This window comes from Ureibacillus sp. GCM10028918, assembly GCF_042666115.1.
Classification (GTDB): Bacteria; Bacillota; Bacilli; order Bacillales_A; family Planococcaceae; genus Ureibacillus.
On record NZ_JBHTFK010000005.1, the window covers coordinates 755,442 to 779,207 of the forward strand.

At 37.5% G+C, this 23,766-nt stretch carries 24 protein-coding genes; 4 read left to right on the forward strand and 20 right to left on the reverse strand.

The features are described from left to right. Positions 1-167: 167 nt before the first annotated feature. The 19 genes from ACFQU5_RS06835 to ACFQU5_RS06925 all read right to left on the reverse strand — a co-directional run bounded on the left by ACFQU5_RS06835 (position 168) and on the right by ACFQU5_RS06925 (position 16,995). Positions 168-767 carry a hypothetical protein gene (locus tag ACFQU5_RS06835; protein ID WP_390286054.1) on the reverse strand — a complete coding sequence of 200 codons (600 nt, stop codon included), beginning with the start codon at positions 765-767 and terminating at the stop codon, positions 168-170. Positions 768-1,261: 494 nt separating this feature from the next. After that, entirely contained in the window at positions 1,262-1,930 is a 669-nt protein-coding gene (locus ACFQU5_RS06840) for a hypothetical protein (protein ID WP_390286056.1), read from the reverse strand. After that, positions 1,927-2,301: a hypothetical protein gene (locus tag ACFQU5_RS06845; protein ID WP_390286058.1), complete on the reverse strand. Its 375-nt coding sequence runs from the start codon at positions 2,299-2,301 to the stop codon at positions 1,927-1,929. Before ACFQU5_RS06845 ends, ACFQU5_RS06840 begins: the two co-directional genes overlap by 4 nt. Before the next feature lie 210 nt (positions 2,302-2,511). Then, positions 2,512-4,191, reverse strand: coding sequence for a hypothetical protein (locus ACFQU5_RS06850; RefSeq protein WP_390286060.1), 1,680 nt, complete (start codon positions 4,189-4,191; stop codon positions 2,512-2,514). A 60-nt stretch (positions 4,192-4,251) separates the two neighbouring features. Continuing rightward, complete coding sequence (locus ACFQU5_RS06855) at positions 4,252-5,661, reverse strand: vWA domain-containing protein (RefSeq protein ID WP_390286062.1); 1,410 nt, start codon at positions 5,659-5,661, stop codon at positions 4,252-4,254. A gap of 82 nt (positions 5,662-5,743) precedes the next feature. After that, positions 5,744-5,953, reverse strand: coding sequence for a hypothetical protein (locus ACFQU5_RS06860; RefSeq protein WP_390286064.1), 210 nt, complete (start codon positions 5,951-5,953; stop codon positions 5,744-5,746). 16 nt (positions 5,954-5,969) lie between these two features. Then, positions 5,970-6,902, reverse strand: a complete 933-nt coding sequence (locus ACFQU5_RS06865) for a type II secretion system F family protein (protein ID WP_390286066.1) — start codon at positions 6,900-6,902, stop codon at positions 5,970-5,972. A gap of 4 nt (positions 6,903-6,906) precedes the next feature. After that, complete coding sequence (locus ACFQU5_RS06870) at positions 6,907-7,833, reverse strand: type II secretion system F family protein (RefSeq protein ID WP_390286068.1); 927 nt, start codon at positions 7,831-7,833, stop codon at positions 6,907-6,909. Next, a complete protein-coding gene (locus ACFQU5_RS06875; RefSeq protein ID WP_390286070.1) occupies positions 7,830-9,179 on the reverse strand; it encodes a TadA family conjugal transfer-associated ATPase in 1,350 nt (449 codons plus the stop codon). Before ACFQU5_RS06875 ends, ACFQU5_RS06870 begins: the two co-directional genes overlap by 4 nt. A 12-nt stretch (positions 9,180-9,191) precedes the next feature. Then, positions 9,192-10,352: an AAA family ATPase gene (locus tag ACFQU5_RS06880; protein WP_390286072.1), complete on the reverse strand. Its 1,161-nt coding sequence runs from the start codon at positions 10,350-10,352 to the stop codon at positions 9,192-9,194. 18 nt (positions 10,353-10,370) lie between these two features. After that, entirely contained in the window at positions 10,371-11,162 is a 792-nt protein-coding gene (gene cpaB, locus ACFQU5_RS06885; protein WP_390286074.1) for a Flp pilus assembly protein CpaB, read from the reverse strand. Positions 11,163-11,702: 540 nt separating this feature from the next. Then, on the reverse strand, positions 11,703-12,260 hold the full coding sequence (locus ACFQU5_RS06890; protein WP_390286076.1) for a hypothetical protein: 558 nt from the start codon (positions 12,258-12,260) through the stop codon (positions 11,703-11,705). A gap of 23 nt (positions 12,261-12,283) precedes the next feature. Further along, positions 12,284-12,583: a hypothetical protein gene (locus ACFQU5_RS06895; RefSeq protein ID WP_390286078.1), complete on the reverse strand. Its 300-nt coding sequence runs from the start codon at positions 12,581-12,583 to the stop codon at positions 12,284-12,286. 272 nt (positions 12,584-12,855) lie between these two features. Further along, positions 12,856-13,410, reverse strand: a complete 555-nt coding sequence (gene hpf, locus ACFQU5_RS06900) for a ribosome hibernation-promoting factor, HPF/YfiA family (RefSeq protein ID WP_390286080.1) — start codon at positions 13,408-13,410, stop codon at positions 12,856-12,858. A gap of 284 nt (positions 13,411-13,694) precedes the next feature. Continuing rightward, positions 13,695-14,084, reverse strand: a complete 390-nt coding sequence (locus ACFQU5_RS06905; RefSeq protein ID WP_390286082.1) for a PilZ domain-containing protein — start codon at positions 14,082-14,084, stop codon at positions 13,695-13,697. Positions 14,085-14,318: 234 nt separating this feature from the next. Then, positions 14,319-14,672, reverse strand: a complete 354-nt coding sequence (fliT, locus tag ACFQU5_RS06910) for a flagellar protein FliT (protein WP_390286084.1) — start codon at positions 14,670-14,672, stop codon at positions 14,319-14,321. Next, positions 14,669-15,070 carry a flagellar export chaperone FliS gene (fliS, locus tag ACFQU5_RS06915; protein ID WP_390286086.1) on the reverse strand — a complete coding sequence of 134 codons (402 nt, stop codon included), beginning with the start codon at positions 15,068-15,070 and terminating at the stop codon, positions 14,669-14,671. Before fliS ends, fliT begins: the two co-directional genes overlap by 4 nt. 42 nt (positions 15,071-15,112) lie before the next feature. Continuing rightward, positions 15,113-16,624, reverse strand: coding sequence for a flagellar hook-associated protein 2 (locus tag ACFQU5_RS06920; RefSeq protein ID WP_390286088.1), 1,512 nt, complete (start codon positions 16,622-16,624; stop codon positions 15,113-15,115). Positions 16,625-16,641: 17 nt separating this feature from the next. Next, positions 16,642-16,995 carry a flagellar protein FlaG gene (locus ACFQU5_RS06925; protein WP_390286090.1) on the reverse strand — a complete coding sequence of 118 codons (354 nt, stop codon included), beginning with the start codon at positions 16,993-16,995 and terminating at the stop codon, positions 16,642-16,644. Between the two features lie 383 nt (positions 16,996-17,378). On the opposite strand from ACFQU5_RS06925, the gene ACFQU5_RS06930 reads away from it, so the two are divergent. Then, positions 17,379-18,737, forward strand: coding sequence for an IS1182 family transposase (locus ACFQU5_RS06930; protein WP_390286092.1), 1,359 nt, complete (start codon positions 17,379-17,381; stop codon positions 18,735-18,737). Positions 18,738-18,898: 161 nt separating this feature from the next. Here the strand turns inward: ACFQU5_RS06930 and ACFQU5_RS06935 are convergent, their stop codons facing one another. Beyond that, positions 18,899-20,515, reverse strand: a complete 1,617-nt coding sequence (locus tag ACFQU5_RS06935; RefSeq protein WP_390286094.1) for a flagellinolysin — start codon at positions 20,513-20,515, stop codon at positions 18,899-18,901. Positions 20,516-20,752: 237 nt separating this feature from the next. On the opposite strand from ACFQU5_RS06935, the gene ACFQU5_RS06940 reads away from it, so the two are divergent. From ACFQU5_RS06940 to ACFQU5_RS06950, 3 genes are read left to right on the forward strand one after another with little or no spacing between them, the layout of a single operon-like run. Continuing rightward, positions 20,753-22,087, forward strand: a complete 1,335-nt coding sequence (locus ACFQU5_RS06940; RefSeq protein WP_390286096.1) for a nucleotide sugar dehydrogenase — start codon at positions 20,753-20,755, stop codon at positions 22,085-22,087. Between the two features lie 10 nt (positions 22,088-22,097). Continuing rightward, a complete protein-coding gene (locus ACFQU5_RS06945; protein WP_390286098.1) occupies positions 22,098-23,177 on the forward strand; it encodes a Gfo/Idh/MocA family protein in 1,080 nt (359 codons plus the stop codon). Next, entirely contained in the window at positions 23,177-23,752 is a 576-nt protein-coding gene (locus tag ACFQU5_RS06950; RefSeq protein ID WP_390286100.1) for an acyltransferase, read from the forward strand. Before ACFQU5_RS06945 ends, ACFQU5_RS06950 begins: the two co-directional genes overlap by 1 nt. Positions 23,753-23,766 lie beyond the last annotated feature (14 nt).

A 23,766-nucleotide genomic window follows, 5' to 3' on the forward strand; every position in this document is an offset into this window, starting at 1 on the left:
AACAATTTTAGGTAATATATAAGACCATTCCTCTGATGTAGAACTGTGAAATCTATTTGACCAGTTTCCCACATTTTACACTGGCAAGAAAAAAGAAATCATGGCTGCTTTATGTACTTGGATCAATACCTTCACTCCCAAAAATGCAGTGCTGCGAAAATTAAAAACTAGTATCTTGGCTTTTCTAATTCTTTCACTCGATCAGGTGTTGACAGCATAATCGGTGCAATCATCAATAGGAAAATTCCGATGAAAAATAAAATAATCGCTACCGGAACAAATGGACCGGTCTCTGTTGCATTCATGTAAGCCCAAAGAAGTCCACCAGCGACAAAGATTATTCCTCCATACATGCCTAAAATCTTTATAAACCATGAATCCCCTGGGTTTACAAAAGCATTGGTTACTGCATCATATTTAATGATTAAGAAACCGACTAATACGAGGGTAATAAGCAACAACAACCAAAAAATGATTGATGGATAAAGCGCTCTAAAGGCAGGAGACATCATATAGAAAGCAATCCCCAATAGCATGACAAAGGTATGTAATGAAAAGTAACGCTTACTATTATTTTTATGGAATAACCAGATCATATAATTGACTAGTGCAAAAACAATGGCTAGTGCTATATTGATTCCAATCCATAGCCCTGCGTTTTCTTCTGGGACAAAGCTGCATAGAAGCCCTATTACCACATGCAAAATCAACGTAATAAACACTCGATTATTCTTAAACTCAACAAAATGAGAATCCTTTTTTTTCAATACATCCGCCTCCATTTATGAGATATTTTCTTAACTTTGTTGCTTGGAAGTTGAATGTACTCCATTTAATTTAAATTGAATATAAAAAACATGGAAAAAAAAGAGTAAATATTTATTCAGGTACAAATCATATTCCTCTTCTAAACACTCCTTCAATCTAAAAATAGAATAGAAAAGTAACCCTATAAAAAAGAAATTGAAGATTGTTTCATAAGATTGGATATTCACTATACCATACTCACTTAACACCATCGGTCCGAACAACTTGATTAGCAGAAAAACAAAGGAGAAAATAGTGAAAAACTTCCACCATCCAAAGTAGAGCTTCGTCCTTTGAGAAAATTGCAGAAAATGATGTTTATGCTGTAAAAACCAAATCCCTATGTAAGCCCCCAGCGTAATAAACGATAGGAGAATCATAATGAACAGATTGAACTTCTTAAAATCCATTACTGCCCCCTGATTTGCGTTTAGTAATTTTTCCATAGGTTTCATCACCATCTTTCATCAGCAAGCAAATTAGCTGAATTTTTTCGGAATCTTAGTGTTAAGTAGATATAGAAAAAGGGGAAGATAAAAATATTGATTATACTGCGGATTAGTAAAAATGCGAGTAGGTTATTATCGTACTGCTCCAAAAACAACAAAACAATTAGCCATATCCCCAAGTTAACAAATACGATAACCAAGATGTCTCCTATCAGAGCAATATTCTCTCTTTTTATCGCTATAGCAGATTGATAGAAAATTTCCCGAATGCTACGACCTTCTGAAAAGAATGGGAAAACTAATAACAAAATCAAAGCGACTACTGTGGGAATAAACAACAAATACATTCCAATAAAAGCAATGAAATATAAAATACTTGATACAACAAGAAGTAATCCAAATTGCTTACAGAAAAATGCGATTCCATCAGCTGGTTTTACAGTTTCATCCTGACGATCCACCATCACCATTTTCACAAAGGGTGGAATACATAAAATAAAGTTTAGGAAAATTGCGAGACCTGAAAAGTAATGAGGTGCTATTGAACTTTCAGAACCTGATACATATATCATGCTTAAAAACGTAATCACCGTTACTGGCAAGATAATAAGTATTGACCAAAACGTTATTTGACTCCAATTACGATTATAGATATCAAATATTTCACGAATCATGGGAGGACCTCTTCTCTTTTCGTTCTAATAAGAGTAGTGATGTATGCAAATAGCAAACTAACCAAAACAGCAAGTGACATACTTCTCGCAATTCCATTCGGGTCAGTAAATATATAAACATGCAACACAAAATGAGAGAAAAGTATGCTAATAAAGGACATAAAAATTGCTCCCAAATAAGCAGCGGTATAAGGGGTTTCAGTGTTCAATCTAGAGGCAAAGAAGCCCATACTTCCATACGTTATGATGGTTTGAACAAAAAGAAAAAGTCCGTAACTGCCAAATTGAAAAAAGCCTAATATAAAGGAAACGATGATTGTCACCAGAAAAGAAGCCCCTACAGCTTGAAAAAACTTAATTGTGTTAAACATTTTTATACACCTACATTTCTTGTCAATCTTATGTTTTTGTAAAGGAAGTTTTGTTAATGTAACCCAATAGCTAAAGCTATTGGGATTTCCTCATCAACCGCCAGACCTATCTTCAATCAGTGGAAGTTACTGCCCCTGATTGAAGATAAATTATAACGGGGTGAATTCCATCCCAACATTGCCTAAAAGTACGGAATTAACTGCATATAGTTATCCAAAGCCAAAAAGCTTTTTAGCACCATTTGCTAATCCATTCCAACCATCTTTTATCCCTTTTCCTACTTTACGATATGCCGAACTTAGCTTACCGCTTACCCATTTTTTCGCGTTATCTCCTGTTTTTGTACCATTGATGAGATAGGTCGAGATTAAGCCTGCGCCGAGTCCGACAACCGCTCCCACAACTGTTCCAACACCAGGGAACGCTGAACCTGCTACAGCTCCACCTACAGCACTGGAAAGGACGCTGGAAAGAGCTGTCGTACCAGCACCTACTGCTAAATCAACTGTTAAATCAGCGGCAAAATTAGAAGATAATATTCCTGTGCTCTTCTTTTCGCCCCAACCATAATCGTATACACTATTAAAGGCTGATGCGATGATATTCACGGGTCCATTTAGTTTCATCATATTGGACGGAGCATAAAATTTCTTTGAAAAGACATTAAAACTCTCATTCATACCTGTTTTCAAGCTATTCCATGTTGTTTTGACAAAGCTTGAAGGCGTACTCCAATTAGTTAAATTCTTGCTTTGGAAAAAACTATCAATCTTATGCGGTCGTGGATTGGCTCCACCAACCGGCATATATGCTTGCCGATTACCTAAGTCATATTTTTTAAAGCTATTATAAAAATAATCCAGTACAGGATTTTGCACTGCTCGATTGCTGACTACCTTATAATTTCCAGATGCTAATTCAGTAAATCTATAACCGGCATAGGTTGCTGTAAGACCTTCAACAAAGGTTTTACCAAATGATGTAATAAAGCGATTTGCATCCTGGAAAGCTCCTGCTATTACCCCAGGTGTTCCTCTAGAGGTATCCGTTGTTGGAACCAATGTATTTAATGCTGAAGGGATGTCACTCGATCCATCCCCGCCCGAATCACCAGAACCACCTGCATCTCCAGATGTTGGACCTTCTCCTCCTGTCGGTGAATTACCTCCTGTTGTCCCATTACCACCAGTCGGGCCTTCTCCACTCTGACCAGAATCCCCTCCAGTCGGTGAATTACCACCAGTTGGACCGTTTCCTCCAGTTGGACCATTACCACCTTGAGTTGGGTCACCTCCAGTGATTGAATCACCAGTTGCAGAACCATCTCCTCCATTTAATGCATCGCCACCAGTGGCACCTTCCCCACCTTGAGCAGGTTCTCCACCTGTGATTGAATTACCTGAAGAGCTTCCATCACCACCGTTTACCGCATTTCCGCCGGTTGGGCCAGTGCCACCACCATTTGCATTTCCGCCATTTACCGCCTGCCCACCAGAAAGACCCTGCCCTCCTGTTATGGCATCACCAGGTGTAATCGGGTTATTAATCGGTAAGGAGCCCGCAATGTTCGGAATGATCCATTGACCATTACTGCCTTGATAAGATGGAATTAATGGCTGCCCTGAAACTGCCGCATTCCCGCCTTGTAAATAGGGGCCTCCTTGATAAGCATTTCCACCTCTTATAGCTGTACCCGGAGTAATCACTTGTCCTGGCATGATAAACTGTCCGCCTGTAATCGGTTGGCCTGGTGTAATTGCCTGCCCCGGTGTGATTGCATTTCCCGGCGTTATGAAAAAGGCCATACTAATAGAGGGTATTGCGGACCAGAACAACACAAACGCAATCATAAATATTGCAATTACTCTGCGGAAGTTGCTTCCTTTCACACTTTCACCTCACTTTTCTTTTTAAGGTGTGTCTCTTGTATTCTTAAAACTCTAAAACTTTTAAGAGGTGCTACTTGTGTTGTTAAGATATTTTTCCTCTAGTTGTTTTACTGCTTCGTTATAATTCGTTTCATTCATTGCTTCTAAATCGTCTCGAAGAAGATCGTATTGCTCTACAATCCAATCGTGATATTCCGTATTCTTCTTTTTTAAATAATCATGGGATTCTGCAGACATCTTATCTTCATGTTGATATAAATACGTAAGAGTAAAACCAACTGCCTGCCCTTCGTCTACCCATTTCTTGAATTCCCCAGCGTGATAACCAAAAATATCTAGCGAATTATCGACTTTATAGAAATCCAGCCAGCCTTCCTGGGAGGTTTTCCATTGAGCCCATTTCTCAGCAACCTTACTCGCTTCATTCAATTGCTCTTGAAGTCCTTGAGCATCAGTAACATTTTGATACGTTCCCTCTGTTGCTCCTGCAATTTCCTGCAGTTGTTTTTGGCCTTCTTGGTCTACATTAAAGCCAATAACATTGACAAGTGGTGTAATGTCAGAATCATAGAGCGATTTTGCAGTTCCAACTGGATCATCATCACAAGTTGAAATCCCGTCACTTACTAAATAAACAATATTTGTATTCGTATCTCCTTTAAATGCAGCTAAATCTTTTTGCGCCTCTTTTAAAGCTAATCCAATTGGCGTCCAGCCAGCTGGTGTTGCCTTTGAAAGAGATTGCTCAAAATTTGCAGGATTATAAGTACTTAAAGGATAAACCAATTCACTACTGCTGCAGGACAATGCTCTATCTTCATTTTTTCCTGACCCTTTTTGTCCATAAATTCGCAAACCGACATTTGCATCTTCCGGTAAGCCTTTCACGAATTCCGTAATTGCTTTTTTAGCAGCATCCATACGTGTTACACTGCCTTCAGTATTCGCCATACTCCCTGAAGCATCCAAAATGACCATCACATTTAAATTTTCTTTAAACTGATAACGAGAATCCTTAATTTCTGGATTACCGATCGATTGAAATTTCATACTTTCAAGCAAATCTCCCGGACCTACATAATCTTGTTGATAGACTGATAAAATGGCCTCATAGTATCGATCTAATTCCTCGGTTGTTGGATTGCCCGAAATGTCGGGAAGATTTTTCGTTAATTCATTCGTTAACTGTCTACCTTCCTCTTCAAGCGTACTGATGTATTTTGTATAACCTGAGGGTAATTGTTCCAACTCTTCTAAGCTTGTTGGAAGGGGAGGGCCTACAATGACCTCTTTATTTACTTCTTCGTCTTCCTCCACCTCAACAGGTTGCTTTTCAACGTCTGTCTCTGAATTTTCTTCTGTCTGAGTTGTTTCCTGGTCTTCTGCTTCTGCTTTTTCAGTTTCTTTATTGCTGCATCCAGCTACAAGAAGTAATACTAGAATTAATAGTATGCTGATTCGATTTTGCATTAGTTTCAACTCCCACTTTATAAGGACACCATAACTGTTCCTTTCAGGTATAGCTTCCTCGAGAAATGCTAAGATTTAGAAATCAAGATCCTACCATTCCGCTGATCTTTGAAATAATACTTCCAATCAAACTTGAGATGGAACCAGATTGACCACTAACAGCAGTTGAAATAATCCCCAACACTAAAATCAATAGTGCTGCTAACCCTAACCATTCTAATGATTGTGCACCTTTTTCGTTTTTCACCGGCGCCATTAAATTTACTGCTAATCCTTGCATATACTTTTTCATGTTTTTTTCTCTCCTTTTATTTTAATAAATCGAAAATCCCGCTATTTTGGTTAAACATATTTATAATCATCAACCCGCCAATTAAGATGAGCGAGGAAGGCAAAATCAGAAAGGTTGTGACCAGCGTCACTTTCGGTGAGGCTTTTGCGGCTTTTTCCTTAATCATTTCTTTCTTCAGCTTTCTCATTTCCTCGGCTTGTTGTTTAAAAGAGGCGGCAATCGGGACACCCAACCGCTCCCCTTGAATTAAAGATTTGATTAGAATCTGAAACTCCTTTGATTCATTACGTTCGAGCAATAATCGGTAGGCTTCCACTCTCGGGACACCGACACTAATTTCTTGAAGAAACCGCTCGAACTCTTCTTTGATCGGCCCTATAAAATACGGCACAATATCTCGCAATGCTTGCGTTAACCCAACACCGGCCTGCAATGTTACACTCATCGTGTCGAGAAAATCGGGTAATTGGTATGATATTTCATCTTGACGTGCCTTTGCTTTAGAGCGAATCCAAAGAATGGCACTTGCAAATCCGGCGATGGGCAAAAGAATGACCATAAATTGCGAGAATGGAAATCCAATCAATAGCATGATTCCGCCGATTAGTACCCCAATGATAAGAAGGAAAATCTTCAAACCTTGGAATCTTTCAACCGTTATGCCATATGGGTAGCCCGCCTGAATAATCCACTTTTTCACATCCGCATTTTCACTGAAGAAATTAATACGTTGCCCCAGCTCCGAAAAATCATCTGCAAAGTGAAGCATCTTTGCTAAGAATTTTTCCTTGCGACTTTCTTTCTTTTGAAAGCCATCGAACACATACAAGGTGTCGGAAACGGTCGTTTTTAGTTCACGACGCTTTGTGAGATATACATAGATTGCTCGAAGTGATACACCAATGAAGAATACGGTAAGTATGATGGTGATTGCGATAATTCCATCCATTTTGTCACACCCTAATATTTGTAATCTTATTGATAATGAAGAACGTAGCGACAGTTCCTGCAACAAATATTGCAAATAGAATCAATCCCACCCCTGAAAATAGGGCATCCAGGAACCCATCCACTACATTGTTCATCATCAGGACAAGAAAGATTGGAATGACGGGAACAATGTATGCGATATACTTATGTTCAGCTGTCATCGTTTTAATTTCCTGTTTCAGGAGCTTGCGGTCATCAAGCGTTTGACTCATTTCATCTAAGACGGCGTATAAATTCCCACCCGCTCGTTTTTGAATAAGTAGGGTCGCGGTAAAAAGATGAAACTCTTTATTGTCAATACGCTTTTCCAATGTTCGAATGGCACTCCCAAAATCAATCCCTAAAGACAATTCATGAGCTAGATTTTTAAACTCACTTTTTGCCGGTTCCGCCATTTCCTTTGCGACCAGTTGAATTCCTTGATTTAACGTCATACCAGATCGTGTGGAATTGGCGAGCAGGCGACAAATATCAGGCAATTGATCCACCAAGATTTGTCTTCTTCGGTCTTTCCTGATTTTAAAGAGCATTCTTCTTCCTGCCTCAAGTAACAAGAGAGACAGGACAATGGCAATCAAAAGAGGAACATTGAAAAAGTTTACGAGAACAAACAAAATCCCCATGTACGAAACGATTAACGCCCCGCAAAATTCAGATGGCGTAAAAGGAATATTGGCATCCTGCAACTTACCTTCCATCTCTTTTGCCGTTTCGGTTTGGTCAAATTTTGTCCCCCACAAAACGATGACACTTTTTCGTTTTTCCCCTTCACGGTAGAACTGGTGTGTCTTCTTTCTCCATTCCTTCTTCTCTTTTCGATAGCCTAATAGATTATAAAATCCAATAATGAGCAAAAGGACTGCTCCTCCTGCAATCGCTGCAGCGGTCATACAATCACCTCCTGCGGCTGGGGTCTAAAGATGGATTCCGAAATTTCAATGCCGAACATGCGAATGCGTTCGAGACATTTAGGCTTCCTTCCCGTTGGAGTAAAATACCCAATGACATCTCCATCCTCTGTCATCCCAATTCGCTTAAAGGTGAAAATTTCAACAATTTCTGAAGAGCCATCTTCATGCTTTTGCACTTCCGAGATGGATACGATTTTACGTGTACCATCTGTTAATCTTGTTGCTTGAATAATAATGTCCAATGCCCCGACGATGAACTCACGAATGATGGAAGATGGGAGGTCCATCCCTGCCATGATCACCATGGATTCAACACGTCGTAACGCATCATCCGGCGTATTGGCATGGACTGTGGTAATCGACCCTTCGTGACCCGTGTTCATCGCTTGAAGCATGTCAAAGGCTTCTCCACTACGAACTTCCCCGACGATAATTCTGTCAGGACGCATCCGAAGAGCATTTCGCACGAGATTACGGATGGTGATTTCCCCTTTACCCTCCACGTTAGCGGGGCGAGCCTCCATCCCTACAACATTGGAACGATTCAGGCGAAGCTCCGCCGAATCCTCAATGGTAATCACTCGTTCAAAATTTGGGATCGAGCTTGCTGCAACATTCAGTAAGGTCGTTTTCCCTGAACCAGTACCACCGGAAATGAGCATGTTCATCTTCGCCTTTACAACACAGTCGATGAAAAACGCCATATTGTCATCAAGCGAACTAAACTCGAGTAAATCATCCATTTGGAATGGCTCGGCTCGGAACTTTCGGATGGAAACAAGCGTCCCATTTAGAGACACCGGCGGAATAACTGCATTTACACGGCTTCCATCAGGTAAGCGGGCATCTACCATGGGCGAACTTTCATCAATTCGGCGTCCGAGTGGTGCAACAATTCGGTCAACGATATGGCGAACATGTTCATCATCACGGAAACTGATATCGACTTGCTCCAGCTTCCCTTTTCGTTCCACATGGACTTCGTTATAGCCGTTGATTAAAATCTCTGTAATCGTCGGATCATTGATCAGTGGCTCAAGCGGACCTAAACCAACCGATTCATCCAAGATCCGAGTAACGAGCAGCTCCTTATCATGGCGGGAGATGACCACCCGCTCTTCCGACATAAATTGAGACACATACTGCTCAATTTTCAGCCGCATTTCACCTTGCGATAGCTGTGTTAATGCTTCTAAATTGGTATCGCGCAGTAAACGCGATTTATAGTGTTCTACTAGTTCATCTACAAGATGGTTATCGTATTGATAGGAAACAGTCTTCTTTTGTGAAGCCAATTCTTTTCTTCTTTCAAAAATTGAAGCCATCACGATACCCCCTTATGGTTTCAAAATTTCCCGAGAAAACTTCCGAATGTCCTTAGCAAAAGGAATAAGCTTCCTTTCCTTTACAACCTTGCGAACCGGCTCTCCCTTGTTGACAAAAGGCTGCAATCCCTTAATGTCCTTACGGAGCGTTGCCGCAATCGGGTAACGTAGTACATTCTTCAAATCCTTTTCCTGCACTTCATTTTCCTTGGCAATGTGGTTTAGAATCACTTCCATTTTCCCCACTAAATTCATGCCGATGCGTGCGGCTAACTCTTCATAATGTTTCAACACACGCAATGCCGGCGTATCTGGTGTCAGCACATAGAAAATCTTATCTGACTCCTCCATCGCAGTGATGACCGAGCCGTTCAAGGTAGAAGGCAAATCAATAATCACATAATCAAAAGCACGTCTTGAGGTTCTCAGTAACTTCGCGACAAATTCTTCTCCTAAAGTTTCCGCCACTTCCGCATCAATCGGGCTTACTAATATTTCAAGCTTGGAATGCTGCTCCGTTTTGGACACGTTTCGGATATGACTTTCATTTAGTTCCTCAATTACGGGTAAAAGATCTGCTATGGACCGGTTCGATTCAATCGAAAACATCGATTCAACCCCTCCATATTGCCCATTTAAATCAATCAAAATGACTTCAGCCGTGGATTCGAGCTTCAGTGTTTGTGCCAGTACCGAAGAAATAACCGATCTTCCGCTACCACCTTTTCCACTATAGAAAGAGTAAATTTGCCCTCTCCCTCGACCAAAAGAAATGGAGGATCCCGTTTCTCTTGAGTTTTTCGTAATTGAATAATTTTTTACTGTTGTAGGGAATCGACTTGTAAAGAGCGAAGTTTCCTCAGGGAATACAAAAAACTCATCCACTCCGGCACGCATCATATTCCGCAACAATACAAAGTCTGTTCGATCAGCAATAAAAATGATCAAAACGGAGCTATTGATTTGCTTCATCGATTGAACAAGGTCAATCGCCACATCCGTTTCAGGCTGAGTCATCATGACAATATCCCTGGTTTCACGATTCATTTCTCGAATAGCGTCAGATGTAGTGGCAGTCAGTACATTTTCTCCTGTGTTTTCTGCAATCGTTTGAAGCTGTTGACGAAGCAAGCTATCGTCACTAACAATTAATAAATTTAATTTGTTCTCCATACTTGACTCCCCCTCCCCTTACGAATTTCCTTCTGAAGATTGTGCATTCGTTTTTGGGGCTTGCGGTTCTTCAGTATTTGTTTTTGCAGCAGGATCCTTTTGCGTGTTTTGTGCGTCTTCTGTTTTAGGTTCAGTCGTTGCTGGTTTAGTGGATTCTGCTGGAACCTCTTCTTTGACTTCCTCTTGTGATACCTCATCGTCCTGCCCAACATTCGCCTTAAGCACACGTATGTATTCTGCATAGTTTTGCATATGAATCAGCTTGGTTGCATCCTCTGAGGAAACTTCAACCCCAATCCCTGCAAATTTCTCACCTGTCCCTTGTGCAAAAGAAACAGCCACATCTTTCATGAAAAGCTCAGTACTTTTGTTTCCTTCTTTTTCAATCGATACAACAATATCTACTCGATCGAGTGCAGCGATTTCCTGGTCGAACTGAATTTTATCTGTTCGATATAGCGCAACAAGACGATTATTTTCATTTTGAAGGTTGGAATAACTCTTCAGCATATTTTGCGTAATCATATCCCCTTTTTCTAAAGGAACAACCGATACCTGACCGAGGATGTCATTTTCATCTGTAACATGAGATGCTGTTAGGAATTTTTGAGGAATTTCCATCTTGGTTAGTTGATTCGATTGAAGTAATGTACGAGCAGGGATATCTCCATTGGAAACATAAACTTCTACCATCCCCCCAAGCTCTGCATTTAGTTGTTTGACCTTTTCCAATACTAAGTAGCCTGCGACGGCCGCTAAGATAAACGCAAGTAAAAGAAAAATGGCCGCACGTCGTTTTGCCTCTAACACAAATTCCCCTACCTTCTAATACACAATTTTTTAGTTTGATTTGGCATTTCTAAAGTTCTTTTGTTATTAACAAAACACTTTTTTACAGTTTTTAGTATAGATAAGTAAAAAAAGTTGTCAAAGCTGGGCGAAATTTCATAGCTAGATTTATAGATAATTAGGCATGAGCAGATAGTTTCGAGTGTTGGAAATTCTATTTGATTTTTTTCGATAATATTGTTGTATTTTGTCGAATGAATTGGTAAATGGGGTCAGATGACATATTCTATCGATAGAAACTATGAAAAAAGTATGATTTTCCATATTTTTTTATTTTTTTAGGTAGTTCGAATTGAAGATAAATAGGTTCGAAGTAGTTGGGAAAGAGCGGTTTGTGGAAAATGAGGGAAGGATTATGATGGTGAAGTGAGAATTTGCTGTGCAATGAAATAGAATATTGACCACATTAAATGCTCTTCATTTTGCGACAAAATCAAAACGCACAAATGCAGATGTTACAGCATTTGTGCGTTGTTATAGTAATATCCCAGTTACGAATGTTTATTTCACTGAAATATTGACCGGGTATTCAGCGATGGTATCCCATGTATCCCCGTTCATAACGATTAGTGTAAGTTCGATATTTTCATTAAAAGTAGGGAAATCATATCCTTCATATTCTGAAATTTCTATACTTGTGTTTGCCGTTTTCCCAGCAGCAACTGTTTCAGAATAAGCAATCAATGTCTCATCTACCATGACATTGTCTGTTGATAGTTCTCTTGATTGCACCTCAATGGAATTGCCCAGTTTATTGACGATTTGGAACTTGATCGATGCTGTTTTTCCAAAGATATCGTCCTCTTGTGTCGTAGTTCCTTGATACGTAATTGTTACGTTGGCATCATCTACAATTACTTCTGATACTTCCTCTTCAGCAGGTGCAGCTTCTTCCCCGCCTTCTGTTTCAGTTTCAGTTGCATTTTCAGTTGCAGTATCCCCGGTTGTTTGCTCCTCGTTCGTTTTAACTGTTGAGTCAATCGCTGTTTCATTATCCCCACCACAAGCAGCTAGCAACATGGCTCCGATAACAGTTATAAATAGCAATAAATTTCTCATTTTTGTATGCGCTCCTTTATTTATTATCCAAATGAATTCTTCTTCCCATCTTGATACGCAGTAACCAATAAAATCACAGCCGTAATAATATGCATTGCCATTCCTAAAAAAGGAATCCAAGCAAGGAGGTTTGTAACAATCCCCAAAATACTCCCAACTTTGCTTTTGCCTTCTTTCTTACAAACAATTAATGTGGCAATATGAAGGATTAACATAACTAGTAAGGGGAAATAAGAGAGGGCAATGATTATTGTCCCTCCAAGTATGGGGATTCCCAACAAGGCTTCCAGTCCACCAGAAACCCACTTCAATATGACAGCCATTTCAATCCTCCTTTAAAAAATTGCAACAGAAAGTCCTACCGAATCTTCCATCCTCAACAAGATGACTACACCGATTTCACTCCTATATGAAAAATGCTTCAATGTTTTGTGATAATAATTCCTATTCAGTATGTTCAATTAAGCGCAAACCATGTAAAATTTCAATAGCTATTGTGATAAATGATAATTGAGTAAGATTCCATGTTTGCTCCAAAGAAAAAAGACCCTTGCATTTGCAAGGGCCGATAAGATAATTATTTTCGTATTTAAAATTAATTCGTTTCAATTAAGCCGTATTTTCCGTCACGGCGTTTATAGACAATGTTCGTCTCATCTGATTCAGAATCAGTATAGACGAAGAAATCATGTCCAAGAAGATTCATTTGAAGAATTGCTTCTTCTTGATCCATTGGTTTTAGGTCGAATTGCTTCGTACGCACAACTGTGAATTCTTCATCTTCTTCTGTAGCGGTTGCGGCAGTTCCGTTGAATGCTTCTTGTGCGAAATAGATGCCTGTACTTTCACGGAATTTACGGTTGACCTTCGTTTTGTGCTTGCGAATTTGGCGCTCAAGTTTGTCTACGATTAAATCGATTGCTGCATACATATCATCATGACGCTCTTCTGCACGCAGTGTGAGGTTCTTCAAAGGAATCGTTACTTCTATTTTCGTTTGCTTGCCATTGTAAACTTTTAAATTCACGTTTGCATTAGCATCTACGCCTTCACTGAAATAACGTTCGATTTTCTCAATCTTGTTTTCAACGTACTCGCGTATCGCTGGAGTTACCTCAATGTTTTCACCACGAATGTTAAAGTTAATCATGTAAACTCCTCCTTTTATTACACCTATGTAAATATATATTCGCCATAGGTTCAAAAAATCCTACCACTACTAGAGAATCTTTTTCATCTTTCGACAATTTCATTCACATACTTTTAACAAATATTTTAGAAAAAATTCATCTCTTACGTTTTTTCGTTTTCAGAATTTGTTTACATTCCATTGTTAATACCTCTCTTTAGGAGAATATAAATAAAAGAACTAACCTGTAATTTGTACAAAGAAATGGTAATGCAGCAATTTGTGTCGATAAATTTATTTAGTTTTTATCGATTTTGTTTGGATTGTAATACCTCTTTTTTACGTCGAAGCTTCATCTCACTAATAATGAGTTCATCAATATTCTTTTGGGCTTGAAACAATATGCCGTATTGATTACCTCGACCAAAGGGCTTACGCCAAACAATTTCTCCAACCGCTTGAATCGTCGTCACATCCAACACAAATTGCAATTCGACTTGTAGGGTAGCCTTATTTAGGTATTCCCCAAACTTCACTTCTGAAAACATCTTCACGCCTCGCGGACTTACATCTAATATTTGGCCAGGACAACTCCCCAAAGCTTCCACAGGCTGTCCGTTCACTAATAATCTAAAACTTGCTTCAATCGGCTCATTAAAAACAAAACGAAACCCTTCTTGCCTCTTAAAATGCATAGGTGTTTCCTCCTAAAAAATTTCCTATTCCAAGGTAACGAATGTATATTCTTCTGTCTATATAACTTTTGACTATAAATTCCTTTTGTTAACCCAGGAATAGTAATTCTAAATTTTTATTTAAAAATAATTCAAATGTCTAAAGAATAGCCTTTAGACAAAATAAAAGCCTTACATCAAGTGCTTCGAATGTAAGGCTTTTATACTTATTTAAATTTAAATGATTATAATCATTTATTTCTTTGCATCATAAAAAGTACCATCTCTAAAGACCTTATTATAAGGGTTCAAATACGCATGCAAAGAGGTCTTTCTCTTTTGGTTTACTTCTAAATCTCCACTTATGTTTTTAGCAAAGTCATTTAACTTATCCGCTAGCTCTTCTTCTAAATTCAATAATTTTTGTCCAAAAATCATTTCATCACTATTAAACGGTGGCAAGATATCGCTCTTAATAATTTCCCTTTTTTCTAACAATTCGTCTATCTGTTGAATAACGTATTCACGATTTTTACTGACATTACTTTCTAAGATTTGTAATAATACTTCAGTAATAGTTTCCCATTCTTTTAAGCTCTCACGAATCATATTTCACCAACAGAAGTATATTGTTGCTGTCTATTCATTTGAATAACTTGTTTCCATGTTTCTTTAAATTCAGTAATATACCCTGAAACTTCATCAATTAACGTTGGGTCATTTTTAATATTAGCCTCAACCAACTGATGAATCATATATTCATATAGCACCTGTAGAGATTCAGAAACTGGAACTGACATATCTAAAGTAATCATTAATTCTCGAAGTATATTTTGTGACTTTTGTATATTAATATTTTTCATTTCTATATTATTGTTTTCAATTCCCTTTTTAGCCATGTTAAGGAATTTTAAACAACCATTATATAACATTAATGTTAGTTCACCTGGTGTAGACTGTAAGACACTATTCTGTTGGTATGATTTATATGGATTATTTGCTGCCAACTTTAGCACTCCTTAAATTAATCATTTCATTTCAAATAATAATTAGTAACCTGTATTGAACATTCCTGCAAGATAGGAAGATTGTGAATTTGCCTTTTGAATTGCAGTTTCCATAGCTGAGAATTGCTTCCAATATCGATTTTCCACCTGTTCTAAACGGTCTTCAAAGCGTTTAATTTGGTCGTCGTAATTATTTAATAATTGACCAAGCGCGAAATTGTTATTGATCGCAGAATCTGAGCCTGCTTTTTCTGTAATTTGTTTTCGGGCATCATCTAATGCAGATGTTAAACGTCTAGCTAGTCCTTTTTCAGAATCTTTATCACCATCTGCTGCAAATAATTCATAAACTTGATTAGGATCTTCAGAAATTGCTTGTCTAAGTTTCGTTTCATCAATCGATAACTTACCATTATCTAAATAATTATTGGAAGTTGTAATTCCGATTTCACTTAATATAGTAGCACCTGATACTCCATTTACACTATTTGATAATGAAGAACGCATCTTGTTTAAAACACTTGAAATAATGCTATCATTTTTCAAGGTACCACTTCGCGCTTTTTCTTCCCATTTTTCAATTTGATCTTCTGACAGTTCTTCTTTTTCAGCATCAGTTAGAGGTTCATAATCCCGGTTTTTGGTTTCACGGATTTGAGTATTTAAATCTGCTATTAGCTTGTTATATTCATCTATAAATTTTGTTACCGATTCTAAAATAGCATCGACATCCGGTTCAGAACTAAAGGTAATATCTGTTTCTCTTGCTTGTTTTAAAGTGATTTCGAAACCATTTATATTAAATGTATTAGATTGCCTTTGAGTTTCTAATCCATTAAAAGTAAATATTGCGTTTTTCCCCACATTTCCTCTAGCGTTGGCAGGGTCTGCTGCTATTGTATTATTCTGATCAACTTTTAAGAAACTATAATTGCCTGAAAACTCAATTTCGTTTCCACCTTCAACATTTCCACTATTTTTAGCTGTAAAGGCTAGTTTTCCGGTATAAGAATCATAAAAGGCATTTACATTTGAATTTTTATTAATATCATCTATTACGCTTTTAAGTGTAGAATCACTACTAATTTTCACTTCATACCCACTGTCAAGTGTTCCATCTTCTTTAATACTTCTAATAGTAAACGAGGAAGGTACTGTTGTGATTCCTAGCTCAGATAACTTTTTTGACAAAGCATCTTCAGAGTCCACTACTTTGTCAGAACTTTGCATTGAAGCTGCTTCCGCAAGTTGTTTAACATTAATTTTTCCTGAGAAATCACTTACAGAATTTATATTCTTAATAGATACATCATCTGGGGCAGAAGATGAAACTGCTTTTTTAATGAACGTTGCTTGCTTTAACATTGTATCACTTGTTAAATTACGGAAATCATATAAAGAACGGTTTACTGCACGATAATCATCTCTTTGCCACTCCGTATATTGTTTCTTTTTATTTATTTTATCTAAAGGGAGACGTTCTGCAGTCATCAGTTCCTTAACCATTGTTTCGGTATCCATACCACTTGCAAGTCCACTAATTCTCAAAGGCATAATAAATCACCAACTTCTTAAATTTTTTTATCAATAAACAAACCTAGAAAATCCAACATAGCTGAATACATATCCATTAACTTTTTGTTGGGAATTTCTTGAATAACTTTATCTGTTTTCGTATCTACTATTGTCACATAGTATTTTTCTAGTTCATCATGAAACTCATATCTTAGTTTGGTATTTGTAGTTTCAAGTAAGGTATTCAAGCTCTCTGTCATTTGTTTAGCTTTATCCGCGGGTAAAATATCTTCTGTTGAGTTTTCATGAATTTTGGTTTCAATCTGATTATTTATAGATGAAACTTGGGGTTTAACTTTTTCTTCTTTTTTAGAAGTCATATAAAGACTATCCGAAATACGATTCACCATAAATATGATTACCCCTCTCAACAGTTTAATTATTATTTATATCGGCAAAATTATAGATAGTTTGAGTCTTAAAAAATTAATTTTTCTACTTGTCTCTTAACGTATTACTAAAGGAAAGCCCACCTATTCATAGGTGGGCTCAGACTGTAGACAAACTCGAATTTTCGAGTTTGCCTACAGTCTTTTTTCTTATAAAATAAAATTAATTGCTTTTGAAAATAGAGTTAGTTGATTTCCGTTTCGGCGGACGCTTTCCGCGGGCGTGGGCCAATCCTCCTCGTCGCTGTGCTCCTGCGGGGTATCGGCCGTCACGCTTGTCCCGCAGGAGTCGCCGCCTACACTACAATCAACTACTTTCTAAATATAGGTTGAGGTGAATGGAAATGATGTCGAAAAATCAAATAAATGAACGCGATCAAATCGAGATGATTACAATTGAGCAACTTGTACCACAAGACCATCTTGTCAGAAAGCTTGAGTCCGCTATTGATTTTTCTTTCATCTATTCACTAGTAGAACCACTGTATTCTACCCTAGGTAGACCTAGTGTAGATCCGGTTGTATTAATTAAAATGACATTTGTGCAATATGTATTTGGAATTCGTTCAATGCGTCAGACAATAAAAGAAATTGAAACCAATATGGCGTATCGCTGGTTTTTAGGGTTTGGCTTTCATTCAGAAATCCCGCACTTTTCTACCTTCGGTAAAAATTATGAACGTCGATTCCAAGATACTGAAATCTTTGAACAGATTTTCTATCGTATTCTTAAAGAAATTGCAGATAAGGGATTACTAAGTGCTGACCATGTCTTCATCGATTCAACTCATGTAAAAGCGAGTGCGAATAAACGTAAATTCGAAAAGAAGATTGTTCGTAAAGAGACTCGTGCATATGAAGCCAAACTTCAAGAAGAGTTGAATCAAGATCGTATCAATCACGGGAAGAAGCCATTTCCACCTGATAAATTTGAAAAAGAAGAAGTGAAGGAAATTAAGCAAAGTACGACAGATCCTGAAAGTGGATACTATGTAAAAGATGAAAGAACGAAACAGTTTGCTTATTCATTCCATGCTGCAGCTGATCGTTATGGATTTATACTTGGATCGATTGTGACACCTGGGAATGTTCATGATAGTCATATGCTTCAGCCACTTGTTGAAAAGATTATGGAAAAAGTGAAAAAGCCACTTGCTGTTGCTGCCGATGCTGCTTATAAAACTCCTGCGATTACTAAATTCTTATTTGACCAAGAGATTCAACCTGCACTCCCTTATACACGTCCAAAAACGAAGGATGGATTTTTACGGAAACACGATTATGTATATGACGAGTACTATGATTGTTACCTTTGTCCGGAAGGGCAAGTTCTTAAATATTCCACTACCACTAAAGAAGGTAAACGCCAATACAAATCAAACCCTTCTCTATGTGCAACCTGTCCTTTGCTTACTCAATGTACGAATAGTAAGGATCACCGGAAAATCATTGAGCGTCATATTTGGGCAGAACATGTAGAGGAAGCGGATCATCTTCGTCATCAAAACGAGATCAAACAAATATATGCAAGACGTAAAGAAACGATTGAACGTGTCTTTGCGGATGCCAAAGAAAAGCATGGTATGCGATGGACAACCCTACGTGGGATAAAAAAATTGTCCATGCAGGCGATGCTTACTTTTGCTGCCATGAATTTAAAGAAGCTTGCCAATTGGACATGGCAAGCTCCAGAAATGGTCTAAATAAGAATACTCGTAGAGTACTTTTCCTTAAGATAAGATTGTAAAATACCCAAAAGTCCTCTAAAAATACAAAAGACCTTCAGAATGAGACCATTCTGAAGGTCTTTTGTCGACAATCTGAGCCCACCTATTCATAGGTGGGCTTAATTTTTTCTTACTTTTTAACTAATTAATTGTAATACACTATTAGGCTGTTGGTTTGCTTGAGCCAACATTGCTTGTGCAGCTTGGGCAAGAATAGATTGTTTTGTTTGTCTCATCATTTCGTTTGCCATATCAACATCACGAATTCTTGATTCTGCACTTGTTAGATTTTCTTCAGAATTAGCAGCTACAGACATCGCTTTTTCAAGGCGATTCTGATAGGCTCCTAATTTAGCTCGTTCTGATGAGACATAAGTAATCGCTCCATCAAAGATAGAAATGTTATCATCTGTTTTACTTAGGATATTTATATTATCTATTCCTAAGGATTTACTTGAAGCATCAGTTAATCCAACATTAATAAATTTGCCTAATTGTAAAGTTGAAGATGGTGTATCTTCAAAAGTTGGCCAATTTTCAACAAAACCAGCTAAAGGATTCGTTAAATCTGCATTGAGAGCATCGGGAATCGTACTAGAATCATCTCCGCCACCAATAGCACCTGTATCTTGATCAGATAAATTAATATTAGAATTTGCCAGTGTTGCATTTGCCTTAAAATTTGAGATGAATGATGCAACATCCATTCCTATTAAGTTTGTCAATGCATTATCTAAAGTTTCTTCAGGACCACCAACTTCAGCTACTTTAATTTGGTCAAACAAAGATTTAATACCACCTGTAATCTGTGCATCCAAATACTTCACAGCTGCATAAGCAGCAGAATAATCTGCACTAGTGCTATCCCAATTCTCGATTTGATTCTTCAACTGATCAAAATCTGTCCCATTGTTCGAGTCACCTTTTAAGCGTTCATCTGCACCTGCTATAAATTCAGCTGTTCCTTCTACAAACCATGTAGGGAGATCTCTCATATTCGTTGTTCTTCCCATTACTGCATGAACCATTTCATGCCCAATAATACGGTCATTAGATATCCATGAGCCACCACCATTTGGCATCTCAACTGGTGAAAAATCACTCATATCAAGGACTAATTTTTGATTGAAGTATCTTCCATCGGAACTCGCAACATAGTATGAACCCGATACCCAGGCTACTCGATCATCACCAGAATTTTTAATAAATTGGATGTCAAGTGGAGCTCCATCTGCAGTTAAACCAAAGTGTGTAGATATTAAATCCTCACTATTTTTCAACCAATATTTTTGCAATGCCTCTACAGCTAACTTTTCTTGTTGTTGATCATTAGAAGATTTCACATTTAGGACATATATCGTATTAAATTCTGTTGTATTCGCAATACGATCCACTTCCTTAACAATTTCATCAATTTCGACTTGAACAGCTTCACGATCCGAATCCGTTAAAGTATCATTTTTAGCTTGTACTGATAATTCACGACCACGCTGTAATAATGAATGGATTTCCTGTAGCCCACCTTCAGCAGTTTGAATTAACGAGATACCATCTTGCATATTTTGTTGTTCACGTGCCAGCCCTCTAATTTGCGCTCGCATTTTTTCTGAAATTGCTAATCCTGCAGCATCGTCACCTGCTCTATTTATACGTAAACCTGAAGATAGTTTCTCCATAGATTTTCCTTGCGATGAATTTGCTATATTAAGTTTGTTATATACATTTAGCGAAGTTATATTATGGTTTATTTTCATGAGTTTCGCCACCTTATTTTTCTTATCCTTTTTATTATCGGTAGAGAATTTGAATATTTTAAACCAATCAAAATATTCTTAAATCATAAGCCTAATATTATTTATTTTCGTAGCATTATTTCAATAATTGAGATTTAACAAAGAATCCATATATTAATAGATTAACAAAACCAATATAATAGTCGATACTAATATTAAGAAACAATTTTAGTGTTGAATTTACTAGGAGGATAAATTATGGTATTACTTCAATCCACTCCTGTTCGGAGTGATATTATAAATAAATTATTGAATAAAACAGCCACCCTCGGAGTTATCGGCTTAGGATATGTAGGTTTGCCTCTTGCAGTTGAAAAGGCTAAATCCGGATTTAGAACAATTGGGTTTGATATTCAAAAGTCTAGAGTAGAAATGGTAAACAAAGGTGAAAATTATATCGGGGATGTCGTTAATGAAGATCTTAACGAATTAGTCTCAACTGGTCTACTATCTGCTACAACAGATTTTGCAGAAGTTGCTATGGCTGATTGTGTTTGTATTTGTGTTCCTACCCCACTTGATGAACATCAGCAGCCTGATATTAGTTATGTAGAAGCTTCCGCAGAAAGCATTGTCCCTTATATGCATAAAGATATGTTAATCGTTTTAGAATCTACTACTTATCCAGGTACAACAGAAGAAATAGTAAAGCCTATCTTGGAAAGGTCAGGTTTGAAATGTGGAGTCGATTTTTATCTTGCCTTTTCACCGGAACGGGTAGATCCGGGAAATCTAATATATAAAACAAAAAACACACCTAAAGTTGTTGGAGGCATAACTCCAACCTGTACAGAAGTTGCAGCAACACTCTATGAAAGCATATTAGAAGCACCTATTCATCGAGTATCTTCTCCAGCTATTGCAGAAATGGAAAAAATCCTTGAGAATACATATCGAAATGTAAATATTGGACTTATCAACGAACTTGCCATGTTGTGTAATAAAATGGAGATTAATCTTTGGGAGGTAATTGATGCTGCCAAAACAAAGCCTTATGGATTTCAAGCATTCTATCCTGGACCAGGACTCGGTGGTCACTGTATTCCTTTAGATCCATACTACTTGTCATGGAAAGCAAGGGAATATGGTTTTCATACATCAATGATTGAATCTTCCATGATGATTAATGACCGTATGCCTGAATATTGTGTAGAACGTGCTAGCAAAATTCTTAACACGTTTAAAAAAGCTGTTAACGGTGCAAAAGTTCTGATACTTGGCGTTGCATATAAACAAGACATCGACGACTATAGAGAAAGCCCTGCTATTGAAGTATTAGAAATACTGGAACAATTAGGTGCTGAAGTGAAATACTATGATTCTTACGTAAATCAGTTTTATAAAGATGGCATTCTTAGAGTTGGCGAAATTGCATTGACTTCAAAATCAATTGAACAGGCAGATCTAGTTATCATCACTACAGCCCATACTAATGTGGATTATAACTTTGTTCAACAACACGCCAAAGCAATTTTTGATACAAAAAATGCCATGAAACACGTAGAAAAAAGAGAAAATATAGAGCTTTTATAGGAGACAAATAATGAGCCTAAAATATGCATTAATTGGATGCGGAAGAATATCACCTAACCATATCGCAGCGGCGATTGAGAACAATCTCGAAATTGTGGCTATATGTGATTTATTACATGAAAAAATGGAGGAGAAATTTAATAATTTCAATCTTCAACCTACAACCAAACAATACTTAGATTATAAAGAAATGCTAAAAGACGAGAAACCAGATTTAGTAGCGATTTGTACTGAAAGTGGCTCCCACGCTCAAATCGCATTAGACTGTATTGATTTTGGGTGTAATATAATTATTGAAAAGCCTATTGCACTTTCACTAGAAGACGCAGATGAAATAATTAAAAGAGCAAATGAAAAACATGTAAAAGTAAGTGCTTGTCATCAAAATCGATTTAACAAATCCATCCAAAAGATTCGAGAAGCAGTTGAAGAGAATCGTTTTGGAAGAATGCTGCATGGAACAGCAAATATTCGTTGGAATCGTGGCGAGAACTACTACAAACAAGCACCTTGGCGCGGTTCATGGGAACAAGATGGTGGAGCATTAATGAATCAATGTATTCATAATATCGATTTACTGCGATGGATGATGGGTGACGACATCGTGGAAGTAATCGGAATGACAGATAATCTTAATCATGATTATATCGAAGCTGAAGATTTAGGTTTAGCTCTTGTTAAATTTGTAAATGGCAGCTATGGAGTAATCGAAGGCACAACAAATATATTTCCAAAGAACCTAGAAGAAACATTATACCTTTTTGGTGAAAAAGGAACTGTTAAAGCTGGAGGAAAATCTGTCAATATTATAGAGGAATGGCATTTTGCAGATAACTTGGATAATCCAGATGAAGTAAAAGAAAAATATCATGAAAATCCTCCAAGTGTTTATGGTTTTGGGCATATCCCCCTTTATACGGACGTAATAGTGGCAATACAGACTGATCGAGATCCTTATGTAACAGCAGAAGATGGAAGAAGAGCTCTCGAGCTTGTTTTAGCAATATACAAATCAGCTGCTGAAGGAAAAAGTGTGAGATTGCCTATGGATAAATGTAGCACAATAGATTTTAAAGGAAGATTTAATTAATGAATTATTTTGTTCATGAAAGCAGTTATATAGATGAAAATGTTCATATTGGTCCTGACTCAAAAGTATGGCATTTCTGTCACATCCAAAGTGGAGCAAGAGTAGGAACGAATTGTTCATTCGGCCAGAACGTTAATATCGGGAATAATGTTATTATTGGAAATGGAGTTAAAATACAAAACAACGTATCTGTCTATGAGGGGGTTGAAATTGAGGATTATGTTTTTTGTGGTCCGTCAATGGTATTTACTAATGATTTAACTCCTAGAAGCAACTACCCAAAAGGTGTTGAAGGGTATAAAAAAACCCTAGTAAAACACGGAGCATCAATAGGTGCCAATGCTACAATCGTTTGCGGTAATACAATTGGTAGATTTGCAATGATAGCTTCAGGCGCAGTAGTTACTACCGACGTTCCTGATTATGCTCTAATGATTGGAGTGCCCGCAAAACAAAAAGGCTGGGTATGTGAGTGTGGATTTGTTCTTAAAGAAGATTTAAATTGTTTAGATTGCCAAAGAGAATATACGTTATCGAATGGACAACTAAAACTATTTGCAGTAGACACTAAATAATTTATTTGGAGTTG